Raw genomic sequence first — 23,309 nt, 5'->3', positions numbered from 1 at the left:
GCCGCCATGAACCGCCGCCATGATATCGACGCGCTGCGCGTCCTCGCCTTTGGCCTGCTGATCCTTTACCACGCCGCGATGCTGTACGTAGCCGGCTGGGATTTTCATCTCAAGAGCAGCCATACCGCCGAATGGCTGCAATACCCGATGCTGTTCCTCAACCGCTGGCGAATGGAACTGCTGTTCCTGGTTTCCGGGCTGGCGGTGAACTTCATGCGCCGACGCGGCAGCCTCGGTCGGCTGGCCGGCAAGCGAAGTTTGCGTCTGCTGCTACCGCTCATCTTCGGCATGCTGGTGGCGATCCCGATCCAGCCGTACGTCCAGGGATTGTCGAACCATCTGGTCGAACCTGGCTTCGGCCGGTTCCTGCTGCGTTACTGGACGGGAGGGCCGTGGCCGGCCGGCGCGTTCACCGGCTGGCAGTTCGGTTTCACCTGGAATCATCTGTGGTACCTGCCCTACCTGTGGGTCTACACGATGCTGCTGCTGGCGCTATTGCCTTTGCTGGAGTCACGTCACGGTCAGCGCCTGCGCACGGCCTGCCTGACACTGCGCGGCACCCGCCTGTTGCTGCTGCCGGCCCTGCCGTTGCTGCTTTGGGGATCGTGGCTGATGAATCGCTATCCGGTGACCGGGGCGCTGTGGGGCGACTGGTATGCGCACGCGATCTACGCCACGGTGTTCCTGTACGGGTATCTGCTGGGCACCGATGCCGGCATCTGGGCCGAGCTCGCCCGGTTGCGCCGGATATCGCTGCCGCTGGCGCTGGGCTGTTTCGCCTTCTATCTGCTGGGGATCAAGACCTTGCCGGAGGATGCCGCGCTGCCGCTGGTCGTCGCCGTCCGTGCTTTGCACTACCTGTATCTATGGAGCGCGATCGTCGCGGTATTGGGCTGGGGACATGCGTATCTCAACCGTCCGTTCCGCTGGCTGCCGTACGCGCGTGAGGCGGTGTATCCGTGGTACGTATTGCACCAGAGCCTGTTGTTGCTGTTCGCCTGGCAGTTGATGCCGCTGGGGCTGGGACCGATCGCCGAACCGACACTCATCGTGCTGGCCACCGTGGGTGGTTGCGCGTTCCTGCACGAATGCGTGATCCGTCGGGTGCGCTGGCTGCGGCCGCTGTTCGGCCTGGAAGCGGCGGTGCACACGACGCCGGTGACGCTGCCCGCACGGCTGGTGGACGATCTGGCCTGAAATGGTGCGATCAGCTTTCGCTGGCCATGCTCGAATCCAGATGCTCGACCCGAACGATCTGATCCAGCCAGACGTGCCGTTTCCATTCCGGCACGTCTGGCCGTTCCAGTTGCACCACGGCGTTGATACCTTCGCGCTGGTCGGGATCGCGGAACAACTGCACGTTGGGCCGTGTACTGACGATGCCATCGCAACTGCTGCCGTCCTTCAGCCACAACACCACGTGGCCGTTGGCCGGCAGCTCCTCGATCAGCGACTCCAGTTTCTGGATGCCGGCCGAATCGGTATACACACGTTGCGCCTGTTTACCCATGAGAGAGACCTCGCTCGCTTGGCCAACACGCTAGGCGGCGAGATGGCAAGACAGAGTCAATTCGGCCGACCACGGGCTGAATGGCCGCCTGTGAGACATGGCACTTTGCCGGATGATGCCGCACCCCGATAATGGCCGTCCCGCAAGGATCCTCGATGCCATCTCCACCTGAGTCGCCGGCCCATTCGCTGTTGCAACATCGCGCCTTCGTCGCGTTCTGGTTTGCCCGCATTGCATCGGGCTTCGGCTTCCAGATGCTGTCGGTGGCGGTGGGCTGGCAGATCTATGCAATCACCGGACGCGCATTCGATCTGGGCCTGATCGGCTTGGTCCAGTTCGTGCCATCGGTACTGCTGGCGCTGCCAGCCGGGCATGTCGCCGACCAGTTCGAGCGACGCCGCATCGTGCTGCTGGGGCAGGTGGTGGAGTGGGTGGCGATCGCCGTGCTCGCCGGCCTCAGCCTGGCGCACGGGATCCACGAAATCGGCATTCTGCTGCTGGTGTTCCTGATCGGCATCGCCAAGGCGTTCGAATTTCCCGCGCTGCAGTCGATGCTGCCCGCACTGGTGCCGGCGCAGATCCTGCCGCGCGCGATGGCGGTGAACGGCTCGGCAGGCCAGGCGGCCATGATCATGGGACCGGCACTGGGCGGCTTCCTGTATGTCGCCGGGCCGGGCGTGGTGTACGCGGTGTGCGCCGTGTTGTATCTGGTTTCGATCACGTTGATGGCGCGGCTTCGTTACGAGCAGGCACCGCCGAAACGCGAACCGGCCACCTTGAAGACGCTGTTCGCCGGCGTACATTTCATCCGTCGCCGCCCCGATGTGCTCGGCGTGATTTCGCTGGATCTGTTCGCCGTATTGCTGGGCGGCGCCACCGCGTTGCTGCCGATCTTCGCCAAGGACATCCTGCATACCGGTCCATGGGGACTCGGCCTGCTGCGCGCCGCGCCAGCCGTAGGTGCGTTGCTGATGTCGGTGTGGCTGGCGCGGCACAACATGCAGCGGCGGGTCGGCGCGATCATGTTCGCCTCGGTGGCCGGCTTCGGCATCGCCACGCTGGTGTTCGCCGTATCGACGACGCTGTGGCTGTCGCTGATCGCGCTGTTCGCACTGGGCGCGTTCGACATGGTCAGCATGGTGATCCGCGGTGCACTGGTGCAACTGGATACGCCGGATGACATGCGCGGTCGCGTCAGCGCGGTGAATGCGATCTTCATCAACACCTCCAACCAGCTCGGCGAATTCGAGTCCGGCATGCTGGCGGCGTGGCTGGGCGCGGTGGGCGCCACGGTCATCGGCGGCATCGGCACGCTGGTCGTGGTCGGCTTGTGGATGACGATGTTCCCGACCTTGCGCCGACGCCAGCAACTGCACGTGGAGACGGCCGCGCGGGAAGAACCGGCAGCGGATATCCTTTGACGGACAGTTTGACGTCAGCCGCGCATGGAGCCGCCGCGTGATCACCACGTCCCCGACCGAATTCCTCGAAGCCTTTGCGGCATTGCCGCCGCTGCCGCAGGTTGCCGCGACCGCGCGCGCGGTCTATCTGGTGGCTCCGGCACAATTCACCCTGGCGGCGGAATCGGCGCGTGACAACCGCTACATGGACATGAACCTTGCGGTCGACCCGCTCAAGGCACTGGCCCAGCACAGCGCGCTGGCACAGGCACTGCGTGCGGACGTGCCGGTGATCACCTTTCCCGGTGATCCGGCGACGCCCGATGCTGTGTTTCCCAACAATGTGTTCGGCACCGCACCGGGGCGCTTGATCATCGGCCGCATGCGTCACGCGGTCCGCCAGCGCGAGGCCGAACGCGCCGACATCCGCCATTTCTTCGCGGACGTGCTGGGCTACGACGAAATCGACCTGTCCGGCTGCGATGACCTGGTCGCCGAGCTGACCGGTTCGCTGATCATCGATCGCGCGCGCGGCGTCGGCTATTGCGGCCTCAGCGAACGCTGCGACATGCCCGGTGCACGGGCGATGCACAAGGCATTCGACCTGCGCCTGACCTTCTGCTTCGGCCTGGCAGAAACCGAATACCACACCAACGTGGTGCTGACCCTGCTGGCCAGCCGCGCTGCGATCATCGCCGCTGACGGCTTCCGCGATCCTGTCGCGGCGCGGACGATTGCCGCTGCCTACGGCGACCGCGTGGTCTGGCTGAACCCGACCCAGAAGCAGGCATTCGCCGGCAACGCGATCACCCTGTCCGGCGACCGCGTGTGGATGAGCGCCTGCGCTGCCGCCGCGCTCCACGGCGAACAGGTCGAGGCGCTGACCGGTTATGGTTTTGCCGTCGGCGCGGTGGACTTGAGCGAAATCGAGAAGGCCGGCGGCAGTCTGCGTTGCTGCGTAGGCGAGATTTACTGAATCAGCACATCCGGTGCAGGAGCCTGCTCGCGATCGCAAGAGGCAAACGCAAGACCGAACAATCCCTCCCGACTTCTCCCTGCACGCAGAGGGATGAGCAAAGCCGCCACACACCTACCGCGGAGCATCGCCACATGATCACCGTTCACCATCTCAACAACTCGCGTTCACAGCGCATCCTCTGGCTGCTGGAAGAGCTTGGCGTGCCGTACGAGATCAAGCGCTACCAGCGCGATCCGAAAACCATGCTGGCACCACCGGAACTGCGTGCCGTGCATCCGCTGGGCAAGTCGCCGGTGATCACCGATGGCGATTTCACGCTGGCCGAGTCCGGCGCGATCATCGAATACCTTGCCGATCGTTACAGTGCCGGCACACTGATTCCTCCGCGCGGCACGCCGGAACGGTTGCGTTGCAACTACTGGCTGCACTACGCCGAAGGCTCGGCGATGCCGCCGCTGCTATTGAAGCTGGTGTTCCAGCGGGTCGAACACGCGCCGGTGCCGTTCTTCGCAAAACCCATCGCGAAGGGCATCGCATCCAAGGTCCAGCAGAGCTATGTCGATCCGCAACTGAAACAGCACCTGGATTACCTGGAGGGCGAGCTGGGCAGGAACGAGTGGTTTGTCGGCAACGGGTTCAGCGTCGCCGACATCCAGCTGAGCTTTCCGCTGGAGGCGTTCGCGGCGCGTGGCGGGCTGGACGCGGATTACCCGCGCTTGTCCGCCTTCCTGCAGCGCATCCATGCCCGCCCGGCCTATCAGCGCGCCCTGCAGCGTGGCGGCGAGTATCGGCTTGGCTGAACGGACCGGCGTGCTGTTTACGCGTCAATCACGATGTCGCTGGCAGCCTGTCAGGCCAGACACTGGAGGAGAGCAACCATGCGTAAACGCGATATCGAACGCCAGCTGCATGACACCGCCGAGCGTGCCGGCGAACGTGCGCGCTACTACGCCGATAGCGCCAGCGGCAGCGCCCAGGACCTTTTTGAACGTGGCCGTCAACGCATCCAGCAGCGTTTGGACAAACGCCACACCTACGGCCGGCAGCTGACCCAGGCGGCCGAGGATTTCGCCGACGAGGCGAATTACCACTATCGCCGCCTGCGTCGCCAGGTCAACCGCCACCCCGGCGCCACGGTGGCGATCGTCGCTGGCACCATCGGCGCGTTCCTGTTGCTGCGCCGCGCCTTCCGCAGCGACGACGACGAGTAAGCGTCACGTAGCAAACAGAAGGGCCGGACGAGCAATCGTCCGGCCCTTCTGTTTTTGACGGCGGATCAGTGCCCAGTGTGTGGCTGCTGGCTCACCACGTGGTCGAGTACCCAGACTACGAACGGGCCATTGGCGCCGGAGAACACGGTGCGGGACGCCAGGTCCCTGGACTGGTTCTCCAGTTTAACCTCCGAGCGGTAAGCCTTGACGACCAGCTCGTAGTCGTTGCCCTCGACATAGTCGAAGCCCTGGATGCGACCGTGCCACAACTTCCACGGGCCGTTCTCGCTCTCGCGAACGCGATAGCAATAGCCCGAACTGTCGCCGTCGCAAGGCACCGTGTGCGGACCGATCCACACCGTGCGGGTCACACCGTGGCTACCCGGGGGGATGGCGACAGGCGCTGCGGCGACGGCATCGCTTACGGTGGTGTTGATCACGACACGCCGGTTCGGCGCCAGGCAGGCGATCAGCTTCCGACCCTTCTGATCCGGGCAGTCCGCCACCGGGTCTGCCTCGCCCCGACCTTCCGTCTGGATCGACCCAGCCGGCACGCTATGCGCCACCAGATAGTCGCGTACCGCTTCGGCACGCCGCGCGGAAAGTGTCTGGTTGGCCTGCTCGCTGCCGATCCGATCGGTGTAGCCCAGCACACGCACCGTGTCGATCTGCGATGCCGCTTTCATTTTTTCGGCCAGCGTATCCAGCTCGGCATTGTCAGCGGATCTCAGGCGCGCCTTGCCGAAGGCGAACAGCGCGTCAGCCGACAAGCTCTGCTGCGCAGGAACGGTGGAAGCCACCGGCGGCTCCGGTGGCAGCGGGGTCGGCTGGATGGCTTCCTTCTGGCAACCGGCCAGCGCCAGCGCAGCGGCACCGCCGAGGAAATAAACGTACGGACGTAGGGTTTGCATGGTCCATTCCTTATGTGGAGTGACTGTCGGACATCCACCCGTCGTGGCGGGTATCGTCGGCGTAGTCGCCGCCCATCACCGGTTCCCCCGTGCCCTGCAGGATATAAGGGCTGAACGCCGCGCCGGGTGCAGCGGAGGTGAAGAAGAAGTTCGGATGCATAAAAAAACCCCGCCGAAGCGGGGTTTTCCATGACGAAATGACCGGCATGCTTACTGAGTAAGCGGGTTGGGCCGATCCGGGTCGAGCTTGTATTCCTTGATCGCGCGGCTGACATCCTTCGCGTTGACCTTGCCGTCCTTCGCCAAGGCCGCCAGCGCCGAATGCGCGATCCAGTAGCGGTCCACCTCGAAGAAATCGCGCAAATGCGCACGCGTATCCGACCGGCCAAAACCGTCGGTACCAAGCACCGTGTAGCGCATGCCGTCGGGCATGAACGCGCGGATCTGGTCGGCGTACTCGCGCACGTAGTCGGTCGCCGCAATCGCCGGACCGGAGCGCCCGTCGAGCAGGCCGGTGACGTACGGCACCCGCTGCTCGGCTTCCGGATGCAACCGGTTCCAGCGTTCGGCATCGAAACCGTCGCGACGCAATTCGATGAAGCTGGGGCACGACCAGATGTCGGACTTCACGCCGAAATCCTTCTCCAGCAGTTCGGCCGCCGCGATCACCTCGCGCAGGATCGTGCCCGAGCCCAGCAGTTGCACGCGCGGCTCGCCCTTCTTCGGCTTGCCGCCATCCTTGAACAGGTACATGCCCTTGATGATGCCTTCCTCGCTGCCCTTGGGCAGGTCGGGATGGCTGTAGTTCTCGTTCATCACGGTGATGTAGTAGTAGATGTCCTCCTGCTCGGCCATCATCCGGCGCGTGCCGTCCTGCAGGATCACCGCGACCTCGTACGAGAAGGTCGGGTCGTACGACTTCACGTTCGGGATCGCGCCGGCCATCAAGTGCGAATGGCCGTCCTCATGCTGCAGGCCCTCGCCGTTGAGGGTGGTGCGGCCCGCCGTGCCGCCGACCAGGAAACCGCGCGAGCGCATGTCGCCAGCCGCCCAGCACAGGTCGCCGATGCGCTGGAAACCGAACATCGAGTAATAGATGAAGAACGGCAGCATCGCCTGGTTGCTGATCGAGTAACTGGTCGCCGCGGCCATCCACGAGGCCATGCCGCCGGCCTCGCTGATGCCCTGCTGCAACACCTGGCCTTTCTGGTCCTCGCGGTAATACAGCAGCTGGTCGGAATCCTGCGGCTTGTACTTCTGGCCGAACGGCGCGTAGATGCCGATCTGGCGGAACATGCCCTCCATGCCGAAGGTGCGCGCCTCGTCGGCCACGATCGGCACGATCCGCTCGCCCAGCTGCTTGTCGCGCAACAGCAGGTTGATGCCGCGCACCAGCGCCATCGTGGTGGAGATCTCGCGCTCGCCGGTGCCCTTGGTGATCTGCTCGAAGGCGGCCAGTTCTGGCGCCTTCAGCTTCGCCTCGGCCTGGCGACGGCGCTGCGGCAGGAAACCGCCGAGTGCCTTGCGGCGCTCCAGCATGTACTGCACCTCCGGCGAATCCTTGCCGGGGTGGTAATACGGCACGTCGTGCAGCTTGTCGTCGGCGATCGGGATCTGGAAACGATCGCGGAAGTGGCGCACCGACTCGTCGTCCAGCTTCTTCTGCTGGTGGGTCGGGTTCTGCGACTCGCCGGCCGCGCCCATGCCGTAACCCTTGACCGTCTTGGCCAGGATCACGGTCGGCATGCCCTTGGTGTTCGATGCCGCGTGATACGCCGCGTAGACCTTGTGCGGATCGTGGCCGCCACGGTTCAAGCGCCAGATGTCGTCGTCGCTGAGGTTGGCGACCATCTCGCGCGTCTCCGGATACTTGCCGAAGAAATGCTCGCGCGTGTACGCGCCACCGAACGCCTTGCAGGCCTGGTACTCGCCGTCCAGCGTTTCCATCATCAGCTTGCGCAACACGCCCTTCGTATCGCGCGCGAGAAGCGGATCCCAGTAGCTGCCCCAGACCAGCTTGATCGCGTTCCAGCCCGAACCGCGGAAGCTGCCTTCCAGTTCCTGGATGATCTTGCCGTTGCCGCGCACCGGGCCGTCCAGGCGCTGCAGGTTGCAGTTGATCACGAAGATCAGGTTGTCCAGGCCCTCGCGGCCGGCCAGCGAGATCGCGCCGAGCGACTCCGGCTCGTCGCATTCGCCGTCGCCCATGAAGCACCAGATCTTGCGGTCGCTCTTGGGGATCAGGCCGCGATGCTCGAGGTATTTGAAGAACTGCGCCTGGTAAATCGCCTGGATCGGACCCAGGCCCATCGACACGGTCGGCACCTGCCAGTAGTCCGGCATCAGCCACGGATGCGGATACGACGACAGTGCGCGGCCCTTGCCGACCACTTCCATGCGGAACAGGTCGAGCTGGTCTTCGGCCAGACGGCCTTCGAGGAACGAGCGTGCATAGACGCCCGGGCTGGAATGGCCCTGATGGAATACCAGGTCGCCCGGATGGTCGGCGCTCGGGGCACGCCAGAAATGGTTGAAGCCCACGTCGTACAGCGTGGCGCTGGAGGCGAAGCTGGCGATGTGGCCACCCAGCTCGCCCGGCTTGCGGTTCGCCCGCACCACCATCGCCATGGCGTTCCAGCGGATCAGCGAGCGGATGCGCCATTCCATCGCCGCATCGCCGGACATCTTCGCCTCGTTCCCGGGCGCGATGGTGTTGACGTACGCGGTGGTCGGGTCGAACGGCAGATAACCGCCGGACCGACGGGTGGTGTCGACCATCTGCTCAAGCAGGAAATGCGCGCGCTCGGTACCGTCGTGATGGATCACCGCATCGAGCGAGTCGATCCACTCTTTGGTTTCGGTGGGGTCGATGTCCTGATTGAGGATATCGTCGAGCTGATCCATGGGAGATTCTCCGCGGCGCAAGGCGCCAAAATTCAAATGGATTCGTCGCCGGGGACCGCGACGGAACGGGGGATTCGACGCCCCGCGCAAATCTGCGGGATGACGGGGGATTCGTTCGATTCTAGCGGTGGCACCGCCATGCCGCCAATCGAGTCGCCCATGCGGCGGCGCATGTTGGGCTTTTGGCATCCTTGCCAGCCGCCCTCCCCGCCATGCCGGCCCGGGAGGTGAAACCGCATGGGCTACCCGCGTCGCTCGCCTTGCTGGGCGGCGCGGATCTGCGCATCGACCGCGGCGATCGCGGTCATGTTGACCACCCGGCGCGCGGACGAGGCGGGCGTCAGGATGTGCGCCGGCTTGTCGATGCCCATCAGGATCGGGCCGATCGCGACGCCATCGGTCATCACCCGGATCATGTTGTAGCTGATGTTGGCGGCGTCCAGGTTCGGCATCACGAACAGGTTGGCGCGGCCTTCCAGCGTGGTGTTCGGAAAGATGCGATGCCGCAGCGTCTCGTCCCACGCGGTGTCGGCCTGCATCTCGCCATCCATGTTCAGTTTCGGCGCGCGCGCCTTGAGGATCTGCCACGCCTTGCGCATCTTCGCCGCGCTCGGGTTGTCGTGGCTGCCGTAGTTGGAGTGCGACAGCAACGCCACCTTGGGCTCGATGCCGAACAGCTTGAGCCGGTACGACGCCTGCAACGTCGCCTCGGCGATCTGTTCGGCCGAGGGATCGCACTGCACGTGGGTGTCGAGGAAGAACCAGGCGCCCTTCTCGTTGATCACGCCGGTCATCGCCGAGGTGCACTGCACGCCCGGATCCAGTCCGAACACGCTGCGCAGGTAGCCGAGTTTCTTGTGGTAACGACCGACCAGGCCGCAGATCATCGCGTCCGCTTCGCCGCGCTCGACCATCAGCGCGGAAATCAGCGTCGGGCGCGAGCGCAGCAGGTTCTTGGCCGCCGCTGGCGACACGCCGCGACGCTCGGTCAACGCGTGGTACTGCTGCCAGTAGTCGTTGAAGCGCGGATCGTCGTTGATGTTGGTCAGCTCGAAATCGACACCGGCGCGCATACGCAGGCCGAGCCGCTGGATGCGCGTCTCGATCACGTCCGGACGGCCGATCAGGATCGGTCGCGCGAGGCGGTCGTCGATCACGGTCTGCACCGCGCGCAACACGACCTCCTCCTCGCCCTCGGCGTACACCACGCGCTGCGGGTTGGCGCGCGCACGCTCGTACACCGGTTTCATCAGCAGGCCGGTGCGATAGATGAACTGGCCCAGTTTCTCGCGATAGGCCTCCATGTCTTCCAGCGGACGCGTGGCCACGCCGGAGTCCATCGCCGCCTGCGCCACCGCCGCCGACAGCGTCACCAGCAAGCGCGGATCGAATGGCCGCGGGATCAGGTACTCCGGGCCGAAGGTGGGTACTTCGCCGGCATAGGCGCCGGCCAGGTCGCCCGCCTCCATCCGCGCGAGTGCGGCGATCGCGCGCACGCAGGCTATCTTCATCGCCTCGTTGATCACCGTGGCGCCGACATCCAGCGCGCCACGGAACAGGTACGGGAAGCACAGCGCGTTGTTGACCTGGTTCGGATAGTCCGAGCGGCCGGTGGCCATGATGCAGTCCGGCCGCACGCGCTTGGCGTCTTCCGGCAGGATCTCCGGATTCGGGTTGGCCAACGCAAAGATGATCGGCCGTTCCGCCATCGCGGCGACCATTTCCGGCTTCAGGATGCCGCCCGCCGACAGGCCGAGGAAGATGTCCGCGCCGTCGACGATCTCGGCCAGCGTGCGCGCGGTGGTCACCCGCGCGTAGCGCTGCTTGTCCGGATCCAGGCCGGTGCGTTCGCTGTGGATCACGCCTTCGCGATCGAACGCCAGGATGTGCTCGGGCTTCACGCCCAGCGCCACCAGCATGTCGAGGCAGGAGATACCGGCCGCGCCAGCGCCGGTGGTGGCCACGCGCACATCCTCGATGCGCTTGCCGACCACTTCCAGCGCGTTCAGCACGGCCGCGCCGACGATGATGGCGGTACCGTGCTGGTCGTCGTGGAACACCGGGATCTTCATCCGTTCGCGCAACTTGCGCTCGACGATGAAGCACTCCGGCGCCTTGATGTCTTCCAGGTTGATGCCGCCGAAAGTCGGCTCCAGGCTGGCGATGATGTCGACCAGCTTGTCCGGATCGTTCTCGTCGATCTCGATGTCGAACACGTCGATGCCGGCGAACTTCTGGAACAGCACGCCCTTGCCCTCCATCACCGGCTTGCTCGCCAGCGGCCCGATGTTGCCCAGCCCCAGCACCGCGGTACCGTTGGTGATCACCGCGACCAGGTTGGCGCGCGCGGTGTATGCGGCGGCCGAGGTCGGATCCTCGACGATCGCGTCGCAGGCCGCGGCAACACCCGGCGAATAGGCCAGCGACAGATCGCGCTGGGTCAGCAGCGAGGTCGTCGGCGTGACCTTGATTTTGCCGGGACGTGGCAGGCGGTGATATTCGAGGGCAGCGAGGCGAAGTTCTTCGGGAAGGCTCATCGGAGATGTTTTTGTCGGAAGGGGGACGCCGGCCACGACGGCGAATGACGGCTCGCGAATGTTAGCACCGGCATCCCCGACCGGCCCGTTCTTGCGGTGTGCGCGGCACCTAGACGCTGGAAAGCAACTCGTCGCCCTGCACCCGGTTCATGTGGATGCCGTTGATGAAGACCGAAAATGCCAGCTTGCCGGCCAGCCCATGCACGTGCTGCATCCACGGCGGCAGCCATTGCGGCGGCAAAATCGCGCCGGATTCGAAATGCGGCTGCAGGCTGATCACGTCGTGCAGGGTCAGTTTGCCGGCGAACAGGTGGCGCAGCAGGTCCATCCGCCGTTCTTTCAGTGCCCAGCGGAAGAACGTGTGCACGGTGAGCAGTCCGGACAGATAGACGTTGTCCTTGGCGAACGCGGCACCGCCGCTGGGTGGCACGCCACGAAACACCCGCTGGGCCGAATGGAAGCTGTCCGCCGTGCTTTGCCCGCAGGCACTGAAGTATTGGTAGACCTCGACGAAATCGGCACCCTTGAGCGCCATGTCGATCGCCAGGATGCGCAGGCTGATGCGTTTGAGCCGGGTGATGTCGATCGCGCCGGACATCAGCTCGGCGAATACGGCCAATCCCTCCTGGGTGGCAGTGACCCGCGGCGAGGTTCGCGCCAGCGAAGCCAGCAATGGCTGTCGGCGACCGTTCAACGCGGTCAGCGAATGCACGAACGCTTCGTGCGCCAGCAACTGGTGACGGTCGTATTCGCTGAAGCTGGTGCCGCCGCGCAAACGGATACGGGTGGCGCCGGCGGCAGCCTTGGCGGTGAGTTCGGCATCCACCTCGACGCTGATCGTGCCAGCGCCGAAAAACGCATCGAGCGTGGCGGCCAGGTCCGCGCGCAACACATCGGCCGGAATGTTCACGCTGCTGTCGTCGGCGAGCAGATCCGCGCCCAGCTCGTCGGACAGCTCGACGAAGTAGCGTGCTGCGTCGAGATTGCTGCGCTGGCTGCCGGGGATGGAATCATCCGGACGTCCATACAACACGATCGACGGTGCCGCAAAAGCGGGCGTACCGACCGCCTCCAGCATTTCCGCGGCGATCCGCCAGGACTCCGCCGTGCGACGCAGGTAGTCGCCCAGCGGGTCGATGTCGTGCGGATCATGGCCGCCGGCGGCTTCTTCGATCGCGGCCAGCTCGACACGCGCCGCCGCCAGGTCCGGCCGCACATACGCCACCTCGGGCAAGGCAAACTTACCCTTGCTATAGGCCTCGATCAGCTGGCTCTCCAGCGATGCCGGCCACGCCACCGTCGGCAGGATATGGATGCTCCGTACCGCCGCCAGCAGCCGCTGGTCGAGCGCGGCATAACGCCGCAGTTCAGGTGCGACCGTGTCGGCCGACGTACTCATCGCGTGACTCCGCCGCGCAAACCGACGCGTTCGACCAACCCGGGACATGACGATGGCAAACCCATGCCGGCGCTCCGCAACGACGATGCCGCGATGTTAGATGCTTTGGAGCACGGCGTGCACACGCGCGGAAAGCGCAAGCTCACTCCCGCTCGCGTTGCCCGCGGTGCCCATGCGGCCGTTCGATCGGGCGACCGCCACGCTGGCGCCGCAAGCGCGCCTCCAATGTCGCCGCCTGCTCTTCGCGTTCGTCGTGCAGCTTGAGGTAGTTGCGCCAGCGCGCCGCGGTGAGTTCGCCATTGTCCAGCGCCACCTGTACCGCGCATCCTGGCTCGCTGCCGTGGCCGCAATCGGCAAAGCGGCACTGTTCGGCGAGCGCCTCGATGTCGGCGAACAGGTCGAGGTTTTCCTCGCCGGTCAGTTTCAGCTCTCGCATGCCGGGCGTGTCGATCAGGCAGCCGCCGCTGGGCAGCTTCAGCAAGGCGCGGTGGGTGGTGGTGTGGCGACCGCGGCTGTCATGGCTGCGCACGGCGGCGGTCGCCATGGTCGCGGTGCCCAGCAAGGTGTTGGTCAAGGTGGATTTGCCAGCGCCGGATGAGCCGACCAGCACCGCGCTGTCGCCCGGCTGCAGGTACTGCGCCAGCAGCGCCACGCTGACCGGGTCCTTGCAGTTCAGTGCGTGAATCGGCGTGCTGTCGGGCAGCCGCTCGCGCAATGCCGCAATCTGCGCGGCCGCGTCTTCGCGCGTGTCGAGTTTGCTGAGCAGCACGACCGGCTGGGCACCGGAATCCTCGGTCAGCGACAGGTAACGTTCGATCCGCGCCGGGTTGAAATCGCCATCCAGGCCGGTCAGCACCAGCACGTAATCGATGTTGGTGGCGATCAACTGGCGTTCGTAGCGTTCCCCGGCGGCCGCACGTGACATCACCGTGCGCCGCGGCGCCACGCTGACAATGTGGGGTGGCACGCCGCCGACCACTTCGACAAAGTCGCCAACCACCGGACGCTCGGCGGGATCGATGCCCCGCTTGAGAAACCGCCCGTCCGGCTGCGCGCCGAACAGGGTTTCGCCATCGTGAAGTTCGTAGCCGGCCCGATGCTGCGCTACCACGCGGGCCAACCGCAGGCCATTGGCGGGCAGGACGTCGCCGCGCCAGCCGATATGCCGCAGCCGGTTGATCGTTTCAAGATCACTCATGGGTGAGAGCCTGTTCATGATCTGCGGGTGCCTCGCGCCGGAAGCTGTTTGTTCGCAGGCCAAGGGAGAGCGAGGGCGTGCACGTCCGTACGCGACCGGGCGATGATGCCGGCACGCCGGCAAACGGACCCGATCCGAAGGGTTGTCGCGAGTCGGCCGGAAATCGTGAACGGGCTCTTGGATCTATGTGCATGGTCCGGCGATTATGCCCTGCCCGAAGGTTGCCCGACGATGAACCGGAATCCGGCACAAAGAGCTATCGCGCTGCAGTGCATCACGCTGCTAGCATCGACCTGCCGCCGGCGGTACCGACGGCGGACCTCACATTTAAGGATGACGGCGTTGGCCCCGATCACACCCAGTGCGCACCTGGCGGAAGTGCGCTATGAAATCCGCGGTGCGCTGACCCGGCGCGCGCGCGACCTGGAGGCCGCCGGTCTCGACATCATCAAACTCAATATCGGCAACCCCGGCCGCTACGGTTTCGAGGCTCCGGCGCATTTGCGCGAAGCCATCGCCAGCCATTTGCACGACAGCGAAGCCTATGGCCACGAACAGGGCCTGGAGATTGCCCGTGAAGCGATTGCCTCCGAGCAACGCAAACGGGGCGCGCAGGGCGTCGAACCCGAACGCATCTTCATCGGCAACGGCGTCAGCGAGCTGATCGACCTGTCCCTGCGCGCCCTGCTGCAACCGGGCGACGAAGTGCTGCTGCCGAGCCCGGATTACCCGCTATGGAGCGCCGCCACCATCCTCAACGGCGGCCAGCCGCGTTATTACCGCTGTCTCGCCCGCCACGGCCACCTGCCCGACCCGGACGAGGTCGAGGCGTTGATTACGCCCCGTACCAGGGCATTGGTGCTGATCAACCCGAACAATCCGACCGGCGCGGTGTATCCGCGGGCCCTGCTGCAGCGGCTGGTGACGATCGCGGCACGACACCATTTGCTGCTGTTGTCCGACGAAATCTACGACGAGATCCTGTACGACGACGCCAGCTTCCAGCCGCTGGCCGAGGTTGCCGGCGAGTTGCCCTGCCTCAGTTTCGGCGGCCTGTCCAAGGTGCATCGCGCCTGCGGTTACCGGGTCGGCTGGATGAGCTTGTCCGGCGACCACGCACGCACGGCGGCGTACCGCGATGCGCTGCAGCTACTCGCCGCGCTGCGCCTGTGCGCCAACGTCACTGCCCAATGGGCGGTATTGCCGGCATTGCAGGACGCGCCCACGATCGGCACGCTGACCGCACCGGGCGGTCGCCTGCACGAGGCGCGGCGCATCGTACTGGAAGGTGTGGCCGCCAGCGACTATCTGGAGCTGGTGGCGCCGGAAGGCGCGTTGTACGCGTTTCCGCAGGTGCGCGCCGACCGCATCGCGGGCTTCGACGACGAGGCTTTCGCGCTGCGCCTGCTGGAGGAAGAGTCGGTGCTGGTGGTCCCCGGCAGCAGCTTCAACGTACCGCATAGCCGTCATTTCCGGCTGACCCTGCTGCCACCGGCCACGCAGTTGCAGGAGGTCTTTGTACGGATCGAGCGGGTGCTGACGCGGATGGCGCACGAGCAGACCCCGACCGCCGCCGCAGTAGCCTGAGTTTTCGCCACCGATGATGCCCGCCACCGTCATGCTGCACTATCTCGCCCTCGGCGACTCCTACACCATCGGCGAGGCAGTGGCGGCGCACGAGCGCTGGCCCGCCGAACTGGTGCAACGCCTGCGCCGGATCGGCGTGGCGATCGACGACCCCCGCATCGTGGCGACCACCGGCTGGACCACCGACGAACTGCTGCAGGGCATGGAGGCGACTTCGCTGGCGCCGGCTTACGATCTGGTCACGCTGCAGATCGGCGTGAACAACCAGTACCGCGGACGCAGCGCCGACGATTACCGCGATCAGTTCGCCGGCCTGCTGGCGCGTGCGATCACGCTGGCGGGCGATCGGCCCGGGCGCGTGGTGGTGGTATCGATTCCCGACTGGGGCGTCACGCGCTTTGCCCGGGAACAGGGCCGCGATCGTGTACGTATCGCCAGCGAGATCGATGGCTACAACGCGCTCGCCCGTGATGCGGCCCAGCGTGCGGGCGCCCATTTTGTCGACATCACCGGTATGTCGCGCCAACACCCCGATCTCGTCGCCGACGACGGCCTGCATCCCTCGGCGGCGCAATATGCGCTGTGGGTGACGCTGATCGAACCGGTGGTCCGCGCGGCGCTTCGCTGATCCTGGCAACGCAGCTGCAACCCGTTCGCCATCGCACGGTGACGTAACACTCGCACACTGACGCCCCGGGCAACCACCGGGGATTCGTGCCATGACCAGCTTTCATTGCCGCAGCGCCTTCATCTCCGACGTACATCTGGGTACGCCGGACTGCAAATCCGCCTACCTGCTGGACTTCCTGCGCCGGCTGCGCTGCGAGAAACTCTACCTGGTCGGCGACATCATCGACTTGGAGGCGCTGGCGAAACGTCGCTGGTGGCACGCCGAACACAGCGCGGTGATCGCCGAGGTAATGAAACTGGTGCGCCGCGGCGTCGAGGTGGTCTACATCCCGGGCAACCATGACGCGCCCCTGCGCAGCCTGCGGGGGCAGAATTTCGGTGGGGTACGGATCGAACTGGAAGCCGTGCACGTCGGTGCCGACGGCCGCCGCTATCGAGTCAGCCATGGCGACGAGTTCGATCCCGAGCACGTCGGTCGCGGCTGGATGCTGCAATTCGGCGAAGCGATGCACCGTCTCATCTGCTGGAGCAATCGCCGACTGCATGCGATGCGGCAACGGCTGGAGCTGCCGTACCTGCCGTTGTCGATCATCGTCAAATCGCACATCGGCAAGGCGCTGGCGTACATCCGTGCCTACGAGCAGCGGGTGGCCGATGACGCGCGCGAGCGCGGTTTCGACGGCCACATCTGCGGTCACATCCACTTCGGTCACGTGCGCGAACTGGGCGGCGTGCTCTACCTCAACGATGGCGACTGGGTCGAGCACTGCACCGCGCTGGTCGAGGATCACACCGGTGCGATGGAGCTGATCCACTGGAGCGAACAATCCACCGCGCTGGGTCGCGCCAGCCGCGAGCTGGTGTGGCCCTCGCCCGCCGCCGCGCTGACACTGGCGCCGCTGGGCAGCGCCCGGCGTGACCTGGGTGAGCTGCATCGGGCCGCCTGAACCAGTGGCCACCTTGAAGGCGGGCAGGATCACCGCATATCGGGCGGCGTATCATTGTCTTCTTTGCCGGAATTTCCCATGTCCCTCGACAACCCCACCCGCGAACGTATCGAAACCCTGCTCAAGGACCACCGCGTGGTGCTGTTCATGAAGGGCGACCGCCAGCAGCCGATGTGCGGCTTCTCCGCCGCAGCCACCAACACGCTGAACGAGCTGCTGCCCGACTACCATACCGTCAACGTGCTGGACGATCCGGAAATCCGCGAAGGCATCAAGGCCTACGGTGAATGGCCGACCATCCCGCAGCTGTACGTGGAAGGCGAACTGGTCGGCGGCGCCGACATCATCCGCCAGATGTACGGCAGCGGCGAATTGCACCAGCTGTTCGGCGTGGCCGCGCCGGATCGCACACCGCCGGAAATCACCATCACCGACGCTGCCGCCGAAGCGATACGCCAGGGCACCGCCAATGCGCAGGGCGTGGCGCTTCACCTCGAGATCGGCCCCGATCACAGCGCCGGTTTCCAGCTGGCGCCGGCCAGCGAGAGCGACATCGTGGCCCACGCGAACGGCCTCGAAGTACATTTCGATCCGGCCAGCGCCCAACGTGCCAAGGGCATCGTGATCGACTGGGTTTCCACCGTGCAGGGCGAGGGCCTGAGCCTGAAATTTCCCGGTGCGCAGGAAATCAAATCACTGAGCGTGCAGGAACTCCAGGCCCGCCTGGCCGCCGCCGACATCACCCTGATCGATGTGCGCCCTGCGCATGGCCGCGCCCAGGCCGCGCCGCTGCCGCAGGCCCGCATCCTGGAAGACGAAGGCTACGAAAGCCTCGCCACCCTGCCCAAGGACACCGCGCTGGCCTTCATCTGCCACCACGGCATCTCCAGCCGCGCCATGGCCGAGCGTTTCGCGGCGCATGGCTTCGGCAATCTCTACAACGTGGAAGGTGGCATGGACGCGTGGGCTGCCGAAATCGATTCGAGTGTACCCAGATACTGAGGCGAAGGAAGTTCGGCAACACGCAGGATTATTGTTCGACTCCTGATCCCGGATAGCCAAGCCGCATACGAAGCTGATCAAGCTTTTCGCCGTAACGTGCGCTGCGCGAAGTATCCGAGCGCAGGGGCTGACGCACCTGAGCCGCACTGGGAGTGCTGCGCACGGTTCGACGGGTCTTATGGAACGAGAGACATGAAGGATCGAATTCAAGTCCGCAGAAATCCAGCAACCGTCGAATCTGTGGCTCGGGATCTGCCAGCAGTGATTCGTAAACGTGGTCGAAGAATTGCTCCGGGAACAGCCGTTGCCAGTAACGGCTGAGGCGATCGTAGTCCAGGTAACAATCCGCCATGTCATTCATGTCGTAGCTGAAGTGCGCGCCATTACTGAATAGCTGCCGGTAGCCCGCAAAACAGGTTTCAAGTGCGTCGCGACGACAATTCACCACGCGGGCACCAGGCAGCATGGCCAAGACCGCTCCAACCATTCGCCAATTGGTCAGGTTCTTGTCCGTGAATCGTGGGCGTTGCTGGCGCCAGCGCTCGGTACGGGCCATGTATTCCCGACCGAGCCGCGACCAGTCTTCAGCCGTCGCCAGATTCACCCATTCCGGGAACGGCTGGCCCCGACGCGCCGACTCTTCATCGATGATCTGGGGGAGATCGGTTATCTCATTCGCACCCTCGATCTGCGGGTGCGACGCAAGGATCTGTTCGGTCAGGCTCGATCCGGACCGGGGCAAGCTGACCAGAAAAATCACCTCGTGGCCCAGCGTGGCATCCAGCGGTGCCGGCAGAGGCTTGGCAAACGCCTCGATGGTGGCCTCTACCTGCGCCCGTTCCTCCCCGGCATTCCAGCTCACCTCACGACGTTTCAACGCATTGGCCGTGCGAAGAACCTCGAACGCCCCGGCGTAATCGTCCTTGTCTTCAAGTGCCTTGGCCAGGGCAAAACCGAGCAGAATGCGTGAATCGGCTCCTGCTCCCTGCTGACCCCACAGCTGCTGGATCTGGCTCACGTCGCTGTCGCTGAACGGCTCGGTCTTCAGATTGGCCAACGCGAACCAGGCACTGGGGTTTGATGGTTCGCGCCGGAGAATTTCCCGATAATTCGCAATCGCCGCAGGGATCGCACCCAGACTTGTCTGCGCGTCCGCCAGGCTGTTGCGAGCGCGGTTGTGCGTAGGGTCGATACGCAACGAATGCTCGAAGGCCTCGCATGCATCCTCGAAGTGAAACTGCATTTTCAGGGCTTTGCCAAGGTTGTACCAGGAAGCCGCCATTCCAGGCGCTAGCTCACAGGCGCGGTGCAGAGCGGCCAAGGCCGCTTCAACCTCTCCGCTTTCATACAACGCGCTGCCAAGGTTCGTATGGAACAAGGCGCTGTCCGGGCAATTGACAAGTGCCTTGCGTAGAAAAGCGACCGCTCTGACGTAGTCACCGCGCATTTGGCAAGCAATACCAAGCAGCCGATTGGCCTCCGGATGGTCCGGGGCGAATGCCACGACCTGGCTCAACACCCGTTCGGCGTCGTCGGCTTGTCCCCGACTCAGTGCTGTGCTTCCTTCGGTCAGCAGACGCGCCACCATGGGCGATGAGTCGATGGCTCGATCTTGTGTCGGTGGATGTGCTCGATTGACTGTCATCAGCTGCGTCTCTGTAGTGTGTCTGCTGGTCGGAACCAGCGATTCAGGTTACATCAGCCCGCCGGGCCTGACTGCTTGTTCCGCGTCTTCAGGAATACAAAAAGCAACAAGCCACCGGCTAACCGGTGGCTTGTTGTTCTTGCGATAGCTCAACTCCGCGACAGGACATCTGACGTATCAAATGTCCTGCCGGATTCCGCTGAGGTGATCCTCGATGTTAGAAATCGTAGGTCACACCGAATCGTACATAGCGGGGAGTTTCATACCCTTGCGGCAACAGATAGCTCGAGCTGGGATTGGCAGTTGAACCATAGACCGGGTAGATCTGGGTGGCTTTCTGCTCGTTGGTCACGTTGTAAACCTCGACCGAGAAGCCCAGGTTCTTGTTGGCCCATGTCGGGCGGTATTCCGCCTGCAGGCTCAGGGTATGGATCCATGGCGTGAAACCTGTGCTGCCGCCCGGAGCCGGGACGCCACCACACCAGTGGTAATTGCCGATGCCATAACCCAGTCCCGGATTGCTTTCTTCCGGACCGTAGCCACCCAGGCAGGTCTGCGGGGTGCCCGAGGCGAGGGTCAGGTTGCCGCTGATCGTCCATTCCGGCGCGATCTGGTAGGTTCCATACGCCTTGAGCACATGCTTGCGATCGTTCGCCTGATCGCCATTGGCATAGCTCATGAGCTGACCGTAATCCCACTGCTCGGTAGCGGACACGGAGTTGCCGCCCTGTCCGATATTCGACTGCACCGGACCCTCGGTGGTGCCGTAGCTGCGCGAGAAGACGTAATCGACCTTGCCGTACCACTTGCCATCCCACGGATGCTCGAGATACGCCTCGAGCGAATAGTAATTACGCGTAGCCTTCGGAAAACCAAAGTCCTTCGGCGATACGACAGCCGTGTCATAGCCACCGGCGGTGTTCGCGACCCGGAAGGTATTGCTTGAACCCGGATTGATCAGGATGCTGCCCGGAATGGTACCGATCGTGGTCGGGTCGGCGCCCTGTGCCACCAAGGCGTTATAGATGGTCGTGGTATCGCCGACGTCATCAATTTCGCGCTTCAGCTTGCGCACTTCAGCCGTAACGCCGTACACCCACGACGGGTTGATCTGCTGCTGCATACCAAGAACGAATTCGTCCTGATATTCGGCCTTGAGGTTGGTCGATGCCACGGTTTTCGGATCCAGCGGCAGTCCATTTTCGCCGTTTTCCGGAACGGGGCCCGACGGATTTGCAGCCCCCGCATTCGGACCTGTCGGATTTGACGTGATCGGCGTCAGGTTCTGCGGAATGCCGTTCGCGTCGATACCCGTGTAGGTAAAGTATTCCCTGGTGAACAGCGGTGCACCAGCCGAACGCAGCGCTACGCCAGCCGGCATGGCCAGATAGTAACGACCAGCGTTACCGAAGACCTTCAGGCTGGAATCACCAAACACGTCCCAGCTGGCGCCGAGACGCGGCGACCATTGCGGGCTGGTAAGGCGCAGGTAGGCCTGGCCCGTGGGGTTGTAGTTGGTGAACTGGTCGTTGCGCAAACCAAGATTCAACAGCAGGTTAGGTGTGACCTGCCAGTTGTCCTGAATGTACTGTGCATGCTGCTTGACCTGCACCGTCGAACCCACCACGAAAACGTACTTGTCAACGTAATATCCGTCCTCACCGCCCGGATAAACGCCTGTCGGGCCGACATAGGGATTGCCACTCTTCAGCGGCGTGGCACCATCCTTGCCCTGCCCGTATTCCCATCCATAACCCGGACCCGTCATGGAGTTGCCGGCGTTGATGTCGACCGTCTTCTGGTTGTCGATACCAAACGCGACGTCGTGATCGCCCAGCTTCCAATCGAAATCGAGGCGCAGGTTTGTCTGCGTCGACTTGTGATCCGCATTGTTTATGGTTCCGTTGACATTCTTGTTCTGAATGCCACCGCCACCGCCTGAATAGAGCGGGTTCTGCGAACTTGCGCTGTAAATATGCGCCAAGCTCGGATCAAGGCCAGTGAATAGCGGCTGCACGGTGTAGTACGTGCCCTTCATCTTGCCGTACAGGGCGTTGAAGGTCAGATTGTCCGTGATGTACGAGGTGTACTTCGCACTCCACATCTTGAACGCGTTCTTCGTGCTCTGATCCGTACTGCTGAACGCTCCGGCCTTCTTCGTGTCGTAGTCGTAGTCGTAGGTCTGTCCTTCGCTCTGGGTCTTGGTCTGGACGCCAGTCAGCGAAAGCGTGTTGCTGTCATTGATGTTCCAGTCCAGTTTGCCGTAGAACTTGGGATCGCTTTCCTTGGTGTAATCAATGTTGGCCGCGCCGATGGACCCGACGGTGGCAGCGTGCGACTTGTCAGCTTCGGCGGATATGAAGAAGAACAGTTTGTCCTTGATCAGCGGGCCGCTGACGTAGGCGTCATAGACCGTATCCCAGCTATTGTTGCCGTTGCGGTAGGTACGCAGATCGCCTTTTTGCGCGCCCACTGTCGTGGTCCTGGGGTTCGAATAGTGCTGGTTGGCAGCGTTGCCTCGGGCAAAATCGGGCTCCCACAAGACCTGACCACCAAAATGGAAATCGTTGGTTCCGCTTTTACCAACCTGGCTGATCACGCCGCCGGCCGAACGACCGTACTGGGCGCCATAGCCGCTGGTCAGGGTTTCCTGCTGCGCGATCGAGCCGTAGGGAAGCGTGATGCCGCCTGCATTACCCAGGGGATCGGAGGTGTTGAATCCATTGATGTAGTATGCATTCTCGGCAACCGACGAACCACCAAACGAAATCAGCGGCTCGCCCGTCGGGCCGTTACCGATCATGGCAGCGCCTTCCACGGTGCCCGGTGCAAGCAGTGCAATCGCCGCACCGCTGCGCTGCAGCGGCAGATGCTTCAGCTGCTCGGCCGTGATGATCGTGCTCTCATTGGTCGAGCTCACGTCGATCGCTGGAATGGCGTTCGCGGTCACTGTCACGCTGGACAGGTTCTGCGCGGTGGCTGCGCCGGCGGCGCCAGTGAAATTGACCGCAACCGAGCCGGAAACCCTCGGAGTGATGTTCTCGCGCGTCTGCACCGCCTGGCCGTTCTGCAGGAGCGTGACGTTGTAGGTTCCCACGGGCAGGGTGACCGAATAGTGTCCCGTGCTGTCGATCGGAACTGTCCGGTCATAGCCCGAGCCACCTGTAATCTGAACGCTCTCACCGCTGGCTACCGGCGCCTGGCCAGTAATCGTACCGGTGGTGGCCTGCGCCAATACCTGACCTGACAAGCCAACCCCCATGGCAATTGCCACGGCCAGTGCGGTACGCCGCACGTGCAACCCGTTGGACCCCGGTGCAAGCTTTTTAATATTCATGAAGTGAACCCCATAGCGGCAAGATTTTTACCTTAAATAGCGATGACAGCTGTCTGCGCAAAAGCCGCTTGTACCGAGCGGTGACATAACGAACTGGAGCGCATCACCGACA

Annotated in this window: 18 protein-coding genes; 9 read left to right on the top strand and 9 right to left on the bottom strand. The window is 64.0% G+C overall.

From position 1 onward, the window contains the following. Positions 1-6 precede the first annotated feature (6 nt). Entirely contained in the window at positions 7-1,197 is a 1,191-nt protein-coding gene (locus ACPPVV_RS02600; protein ID WP_426701925.1) for an acyltransferase family protein, read from the top strand. Between the two features lie 10 nt (positions 1,198-1,207). Here the strand turns inward: ACPPVV_RS02600 and ACPPVV_RS02595 are convergent, their stop codons facing one another. Next, positions 1,208-1,510, bottom strand: coding sequence for a DUF3247 family protein (locus ACPPVV_RS02595; protein WP_426701924.1), 303 nt, complete (start codon positions 1,508-1,510; stop codon positions 1,208-1,210). Between the two features lie 155 nt (positions 1,511-1,665). Here ACPPVV_RS02595 and ACPPVV_RS02590 point away from each other — a divergent pair, with 155 nt between their 5' ends. The 4 genes from ACPPVV_RS02590 (at position 1,666) to ACPPVV_RS02575 (ending at position 5,100) form a co-directional block, all read left to right on the top strand. After that, positions 1,666-2,931: an MFS transporter gene (locus tag ACPPVV_RS02590; RefSeq protein WP_426701923.1), complete on the top strand. Its 1,266-nt coding sequence runs from the start codon at positions 1,666-1,668 to the stop codon at positions 2,929-2,931. A gap of 37 nt (positions 2,932-2,968) precedes the next feature. After that, positions 2,969-3,886 (top strand): arginine deiminase-related protein, encoded by a 918-nt coding sequence (locus tag ACPPVV_RS02585; protein ID WP_426701922.1) that lies wholly within the window; start codon positions 2,969-2,971, stop codon positions 3,884-3,886. A gap of 134 nt (positions 3,887-4,020) precedes the next feature. After that, the gene (locus ACPPVV_RS02580) at positions 4,021-4,689 is read left to right on the top strand and encodes a glutathione S-transferase family protein (RefSeq protein WP_426701921.1); all 669 of its coding nucleotides are present in this window, start codon (positions 4,021-4,023) and stop codon (positions 4,687-4,689) included. A 78-nt stretch (positions 4,690-4,767) separates the two neighbouring features. After that, positions 4,768-5,100, top strand: a complete 333-nt coding sequence (locus ACPPVV_RS02575; RefSeq protein WP_426701920.1) for a hypothetical protein — start codon at positions 4,768-4,770, stop codon at positions 5,098-5,100. A gap of 65 nt (positions 5,101-5,165) precedes the next feature. Here the strand turns inward: ACPPVV_RS02575 and ACPPVV_RS02570 are convergent, their stop codons facing one another. The 6 genes from ACPPVV_RS02570 to rsgA all read right to left on the bottom strand — a co-directional run bounded on the left by ACPPVV_RS02570 (position 5,166) and on the right by rsgA (position 14,049). Then, a complete protein-coding gene (locus tag ACPPVV_RS02570; protein WP_426701919.1) occupies positions 5,166-6,011 on the bottom strand; it encodes an OmpA family protein in 846 nt (281 codons plus the stop codon). A gap of 10 nt (positions 6,012-6,021) precedes the next feature. Next, positions 6,022-6,171, bottom strand: coding sequence for a hypothetical protein (locus ACPPVV_RS02565; RefSeq protein ID WP_426701918.1), 150 nt, complete (start codon positions 6,169-6,171; stop codon positions 6,022-6,024). Between the two features lie 50 nt (positions 6,172-6,221). Then, a complete protein-coding gene (gene aceE / locus ACPPVV_RS02560) occupies positions 6,222-8,915 on the bottom strand; it encodes a pyruvate dehydrogenase (acetyl-transferring), homodimeric type (protein WP_426701917.1) in 2,694 nt (897 codons plus the stop codon). Between the two features lie 242 nt (positions 8,916-9,157). After that, positions 9,158-11,452 carry an NADP-dependent malic enzyme gene (locus tag ACPPVV_RS02555; RefSeq protein ID WP_426701916.1) on the bottom strand — a complete coding sequence of 765 codons (2,295 nt, stop codon included), beginning with the start codon at positions 11,450-11,452 and terminating at the stop codon, positions 9,158-9,160. 109 nt (positions 11,453-11,561) lie between these two features. Next, the gene (locus ACPPVV_RS02550; RefSeq protein ID WP_426701915.1) at positions 11,562-12,851 is read right to left on the bottom strand and encodes a flavohemoglobin expression-modulating QEGLA motif protein; all 1,290 of its coding nucleotides are present in this window, start codon (positions 12,849-12,851) and stop codon (positions 11,562-11,564) included. 142 nt (positions 12,852-12,993) lie between these two features. Beyond that, positions 12,994-14,049 (bottom strand): ribosome small subunit-dependent GTPase A, encoded by a 1,056-nt coding sequence (gene rsgA, locus ACPPVV_RS02545; RefSeq protein WP_426701914.1) that lies wholly within the window; start codon positions 14,047-14,049, stop codon positions 12,994-12,996. A gap of 342 nt (positions 14,050-14,391) precedes the next feature. On the opposite strand from rsgA, the gene ACPPVV_RS02540 reads away from it, so the two are divergent. From ACPPVV_RS02540 to grxD, 4 genes are all read left to right on the top strand, one after another. Next, positions 14,392-15,636, top strand: a complete 1,245-nt coding sequence (locus tag ACPPVV_RS02540; protein ID WP_426701913.1) for an aminotransferase class I/II-fold pyridoxal phosphate-dependent enzyme — start codon at positions 14,392-14,394, stop codon at positions 15,634-15,636. 31 nt (positions 15,637-15,667) lie between these two features. Further along, positions 15,668-16,264, top strand: a complete 597-nt coding sequence (locus ACPPVV_RS02535) for an SGNH/GDSL hydrolase family protein (RefSeq protein ID WP_426703146.1) — start codon at positions 15,668-15,670, stop codon at positions 16,262-16,264. Between the two features lie 91 nt (positions 16,265-16,355). Beyond that, on the top strand, positions 16,356-17,213 hold the full coding sequence (locus ACPPVV_RS02530) for a UDP-2,3-diacylglucosamine diphosphatase (protein ID WP_426701912.1): 858 nt from the start codon (positions 16,356-16,358) through the stop codon (positions 17,211-17,213). A gap of 78 nt (positions 17,214-17,291) precedes the next feature. Beyond that, complete coding sequence (gene grxD / locus ACPPVV_RS02525; protein WP_426701911.1) at positions 17,292-18,215, top strand: Grx4 family monothiol glutaredoxin; 924 nt, start codon at positions 17,292-17,294, stop codon at positions 18,213-18,215. A 28-nt stretch (positions 18,216-18,243) separates the two neighbouring features. On the opposite strand, the gene ACPPVV_RS02520 is transcribed toward grxD, so the two are convergent. Together ACPPVV_RS02520 and ACPPVV_RS02515 are read right to left on the bottom strand one after the other, a co-directional pair. Then, positions 18,244-19,803, bottom strand: coding sequence for a tetratricopeptide repeat-containing sulfotransferase family protein (locus tag ACPPVV_RS02520; RefSeq protein WP_426701910.1), 1,560 nt, complete (start codon positions 19,801-19,803; stop codon positions 18,244-18,246). A 274-nt stretch (positions 19,804-20,077) separates the two neighbouring features. After that, positions 20,078-23,197 (bottom strand): TonB-dependent receptor, encoded by a 3,120-nt coding sequence (locus ACPPVV_RS02515; RefSeq protein WP_426701909.1) that lies wholly within the window; start codon positions 23,195-23,197, stop codon positions 20,078-20,080. Positions 23,198-23,309: the final 112 nt, after the last annotated feature.

It is taken from the genome of Rhodanobacter sp. Col0626 (assembly GCF_049994385.1).
In the GTDB taxonomy this organism is placed as follows: Bacteria; Pseudomonadota; Gammaproteobacteria; order Xanthomonadales; family Rhodanobacteraceae; genus Rhodanobacter.
This window is presented reverse-complemented; position numbering and strand designations above follow the sequence as displayed.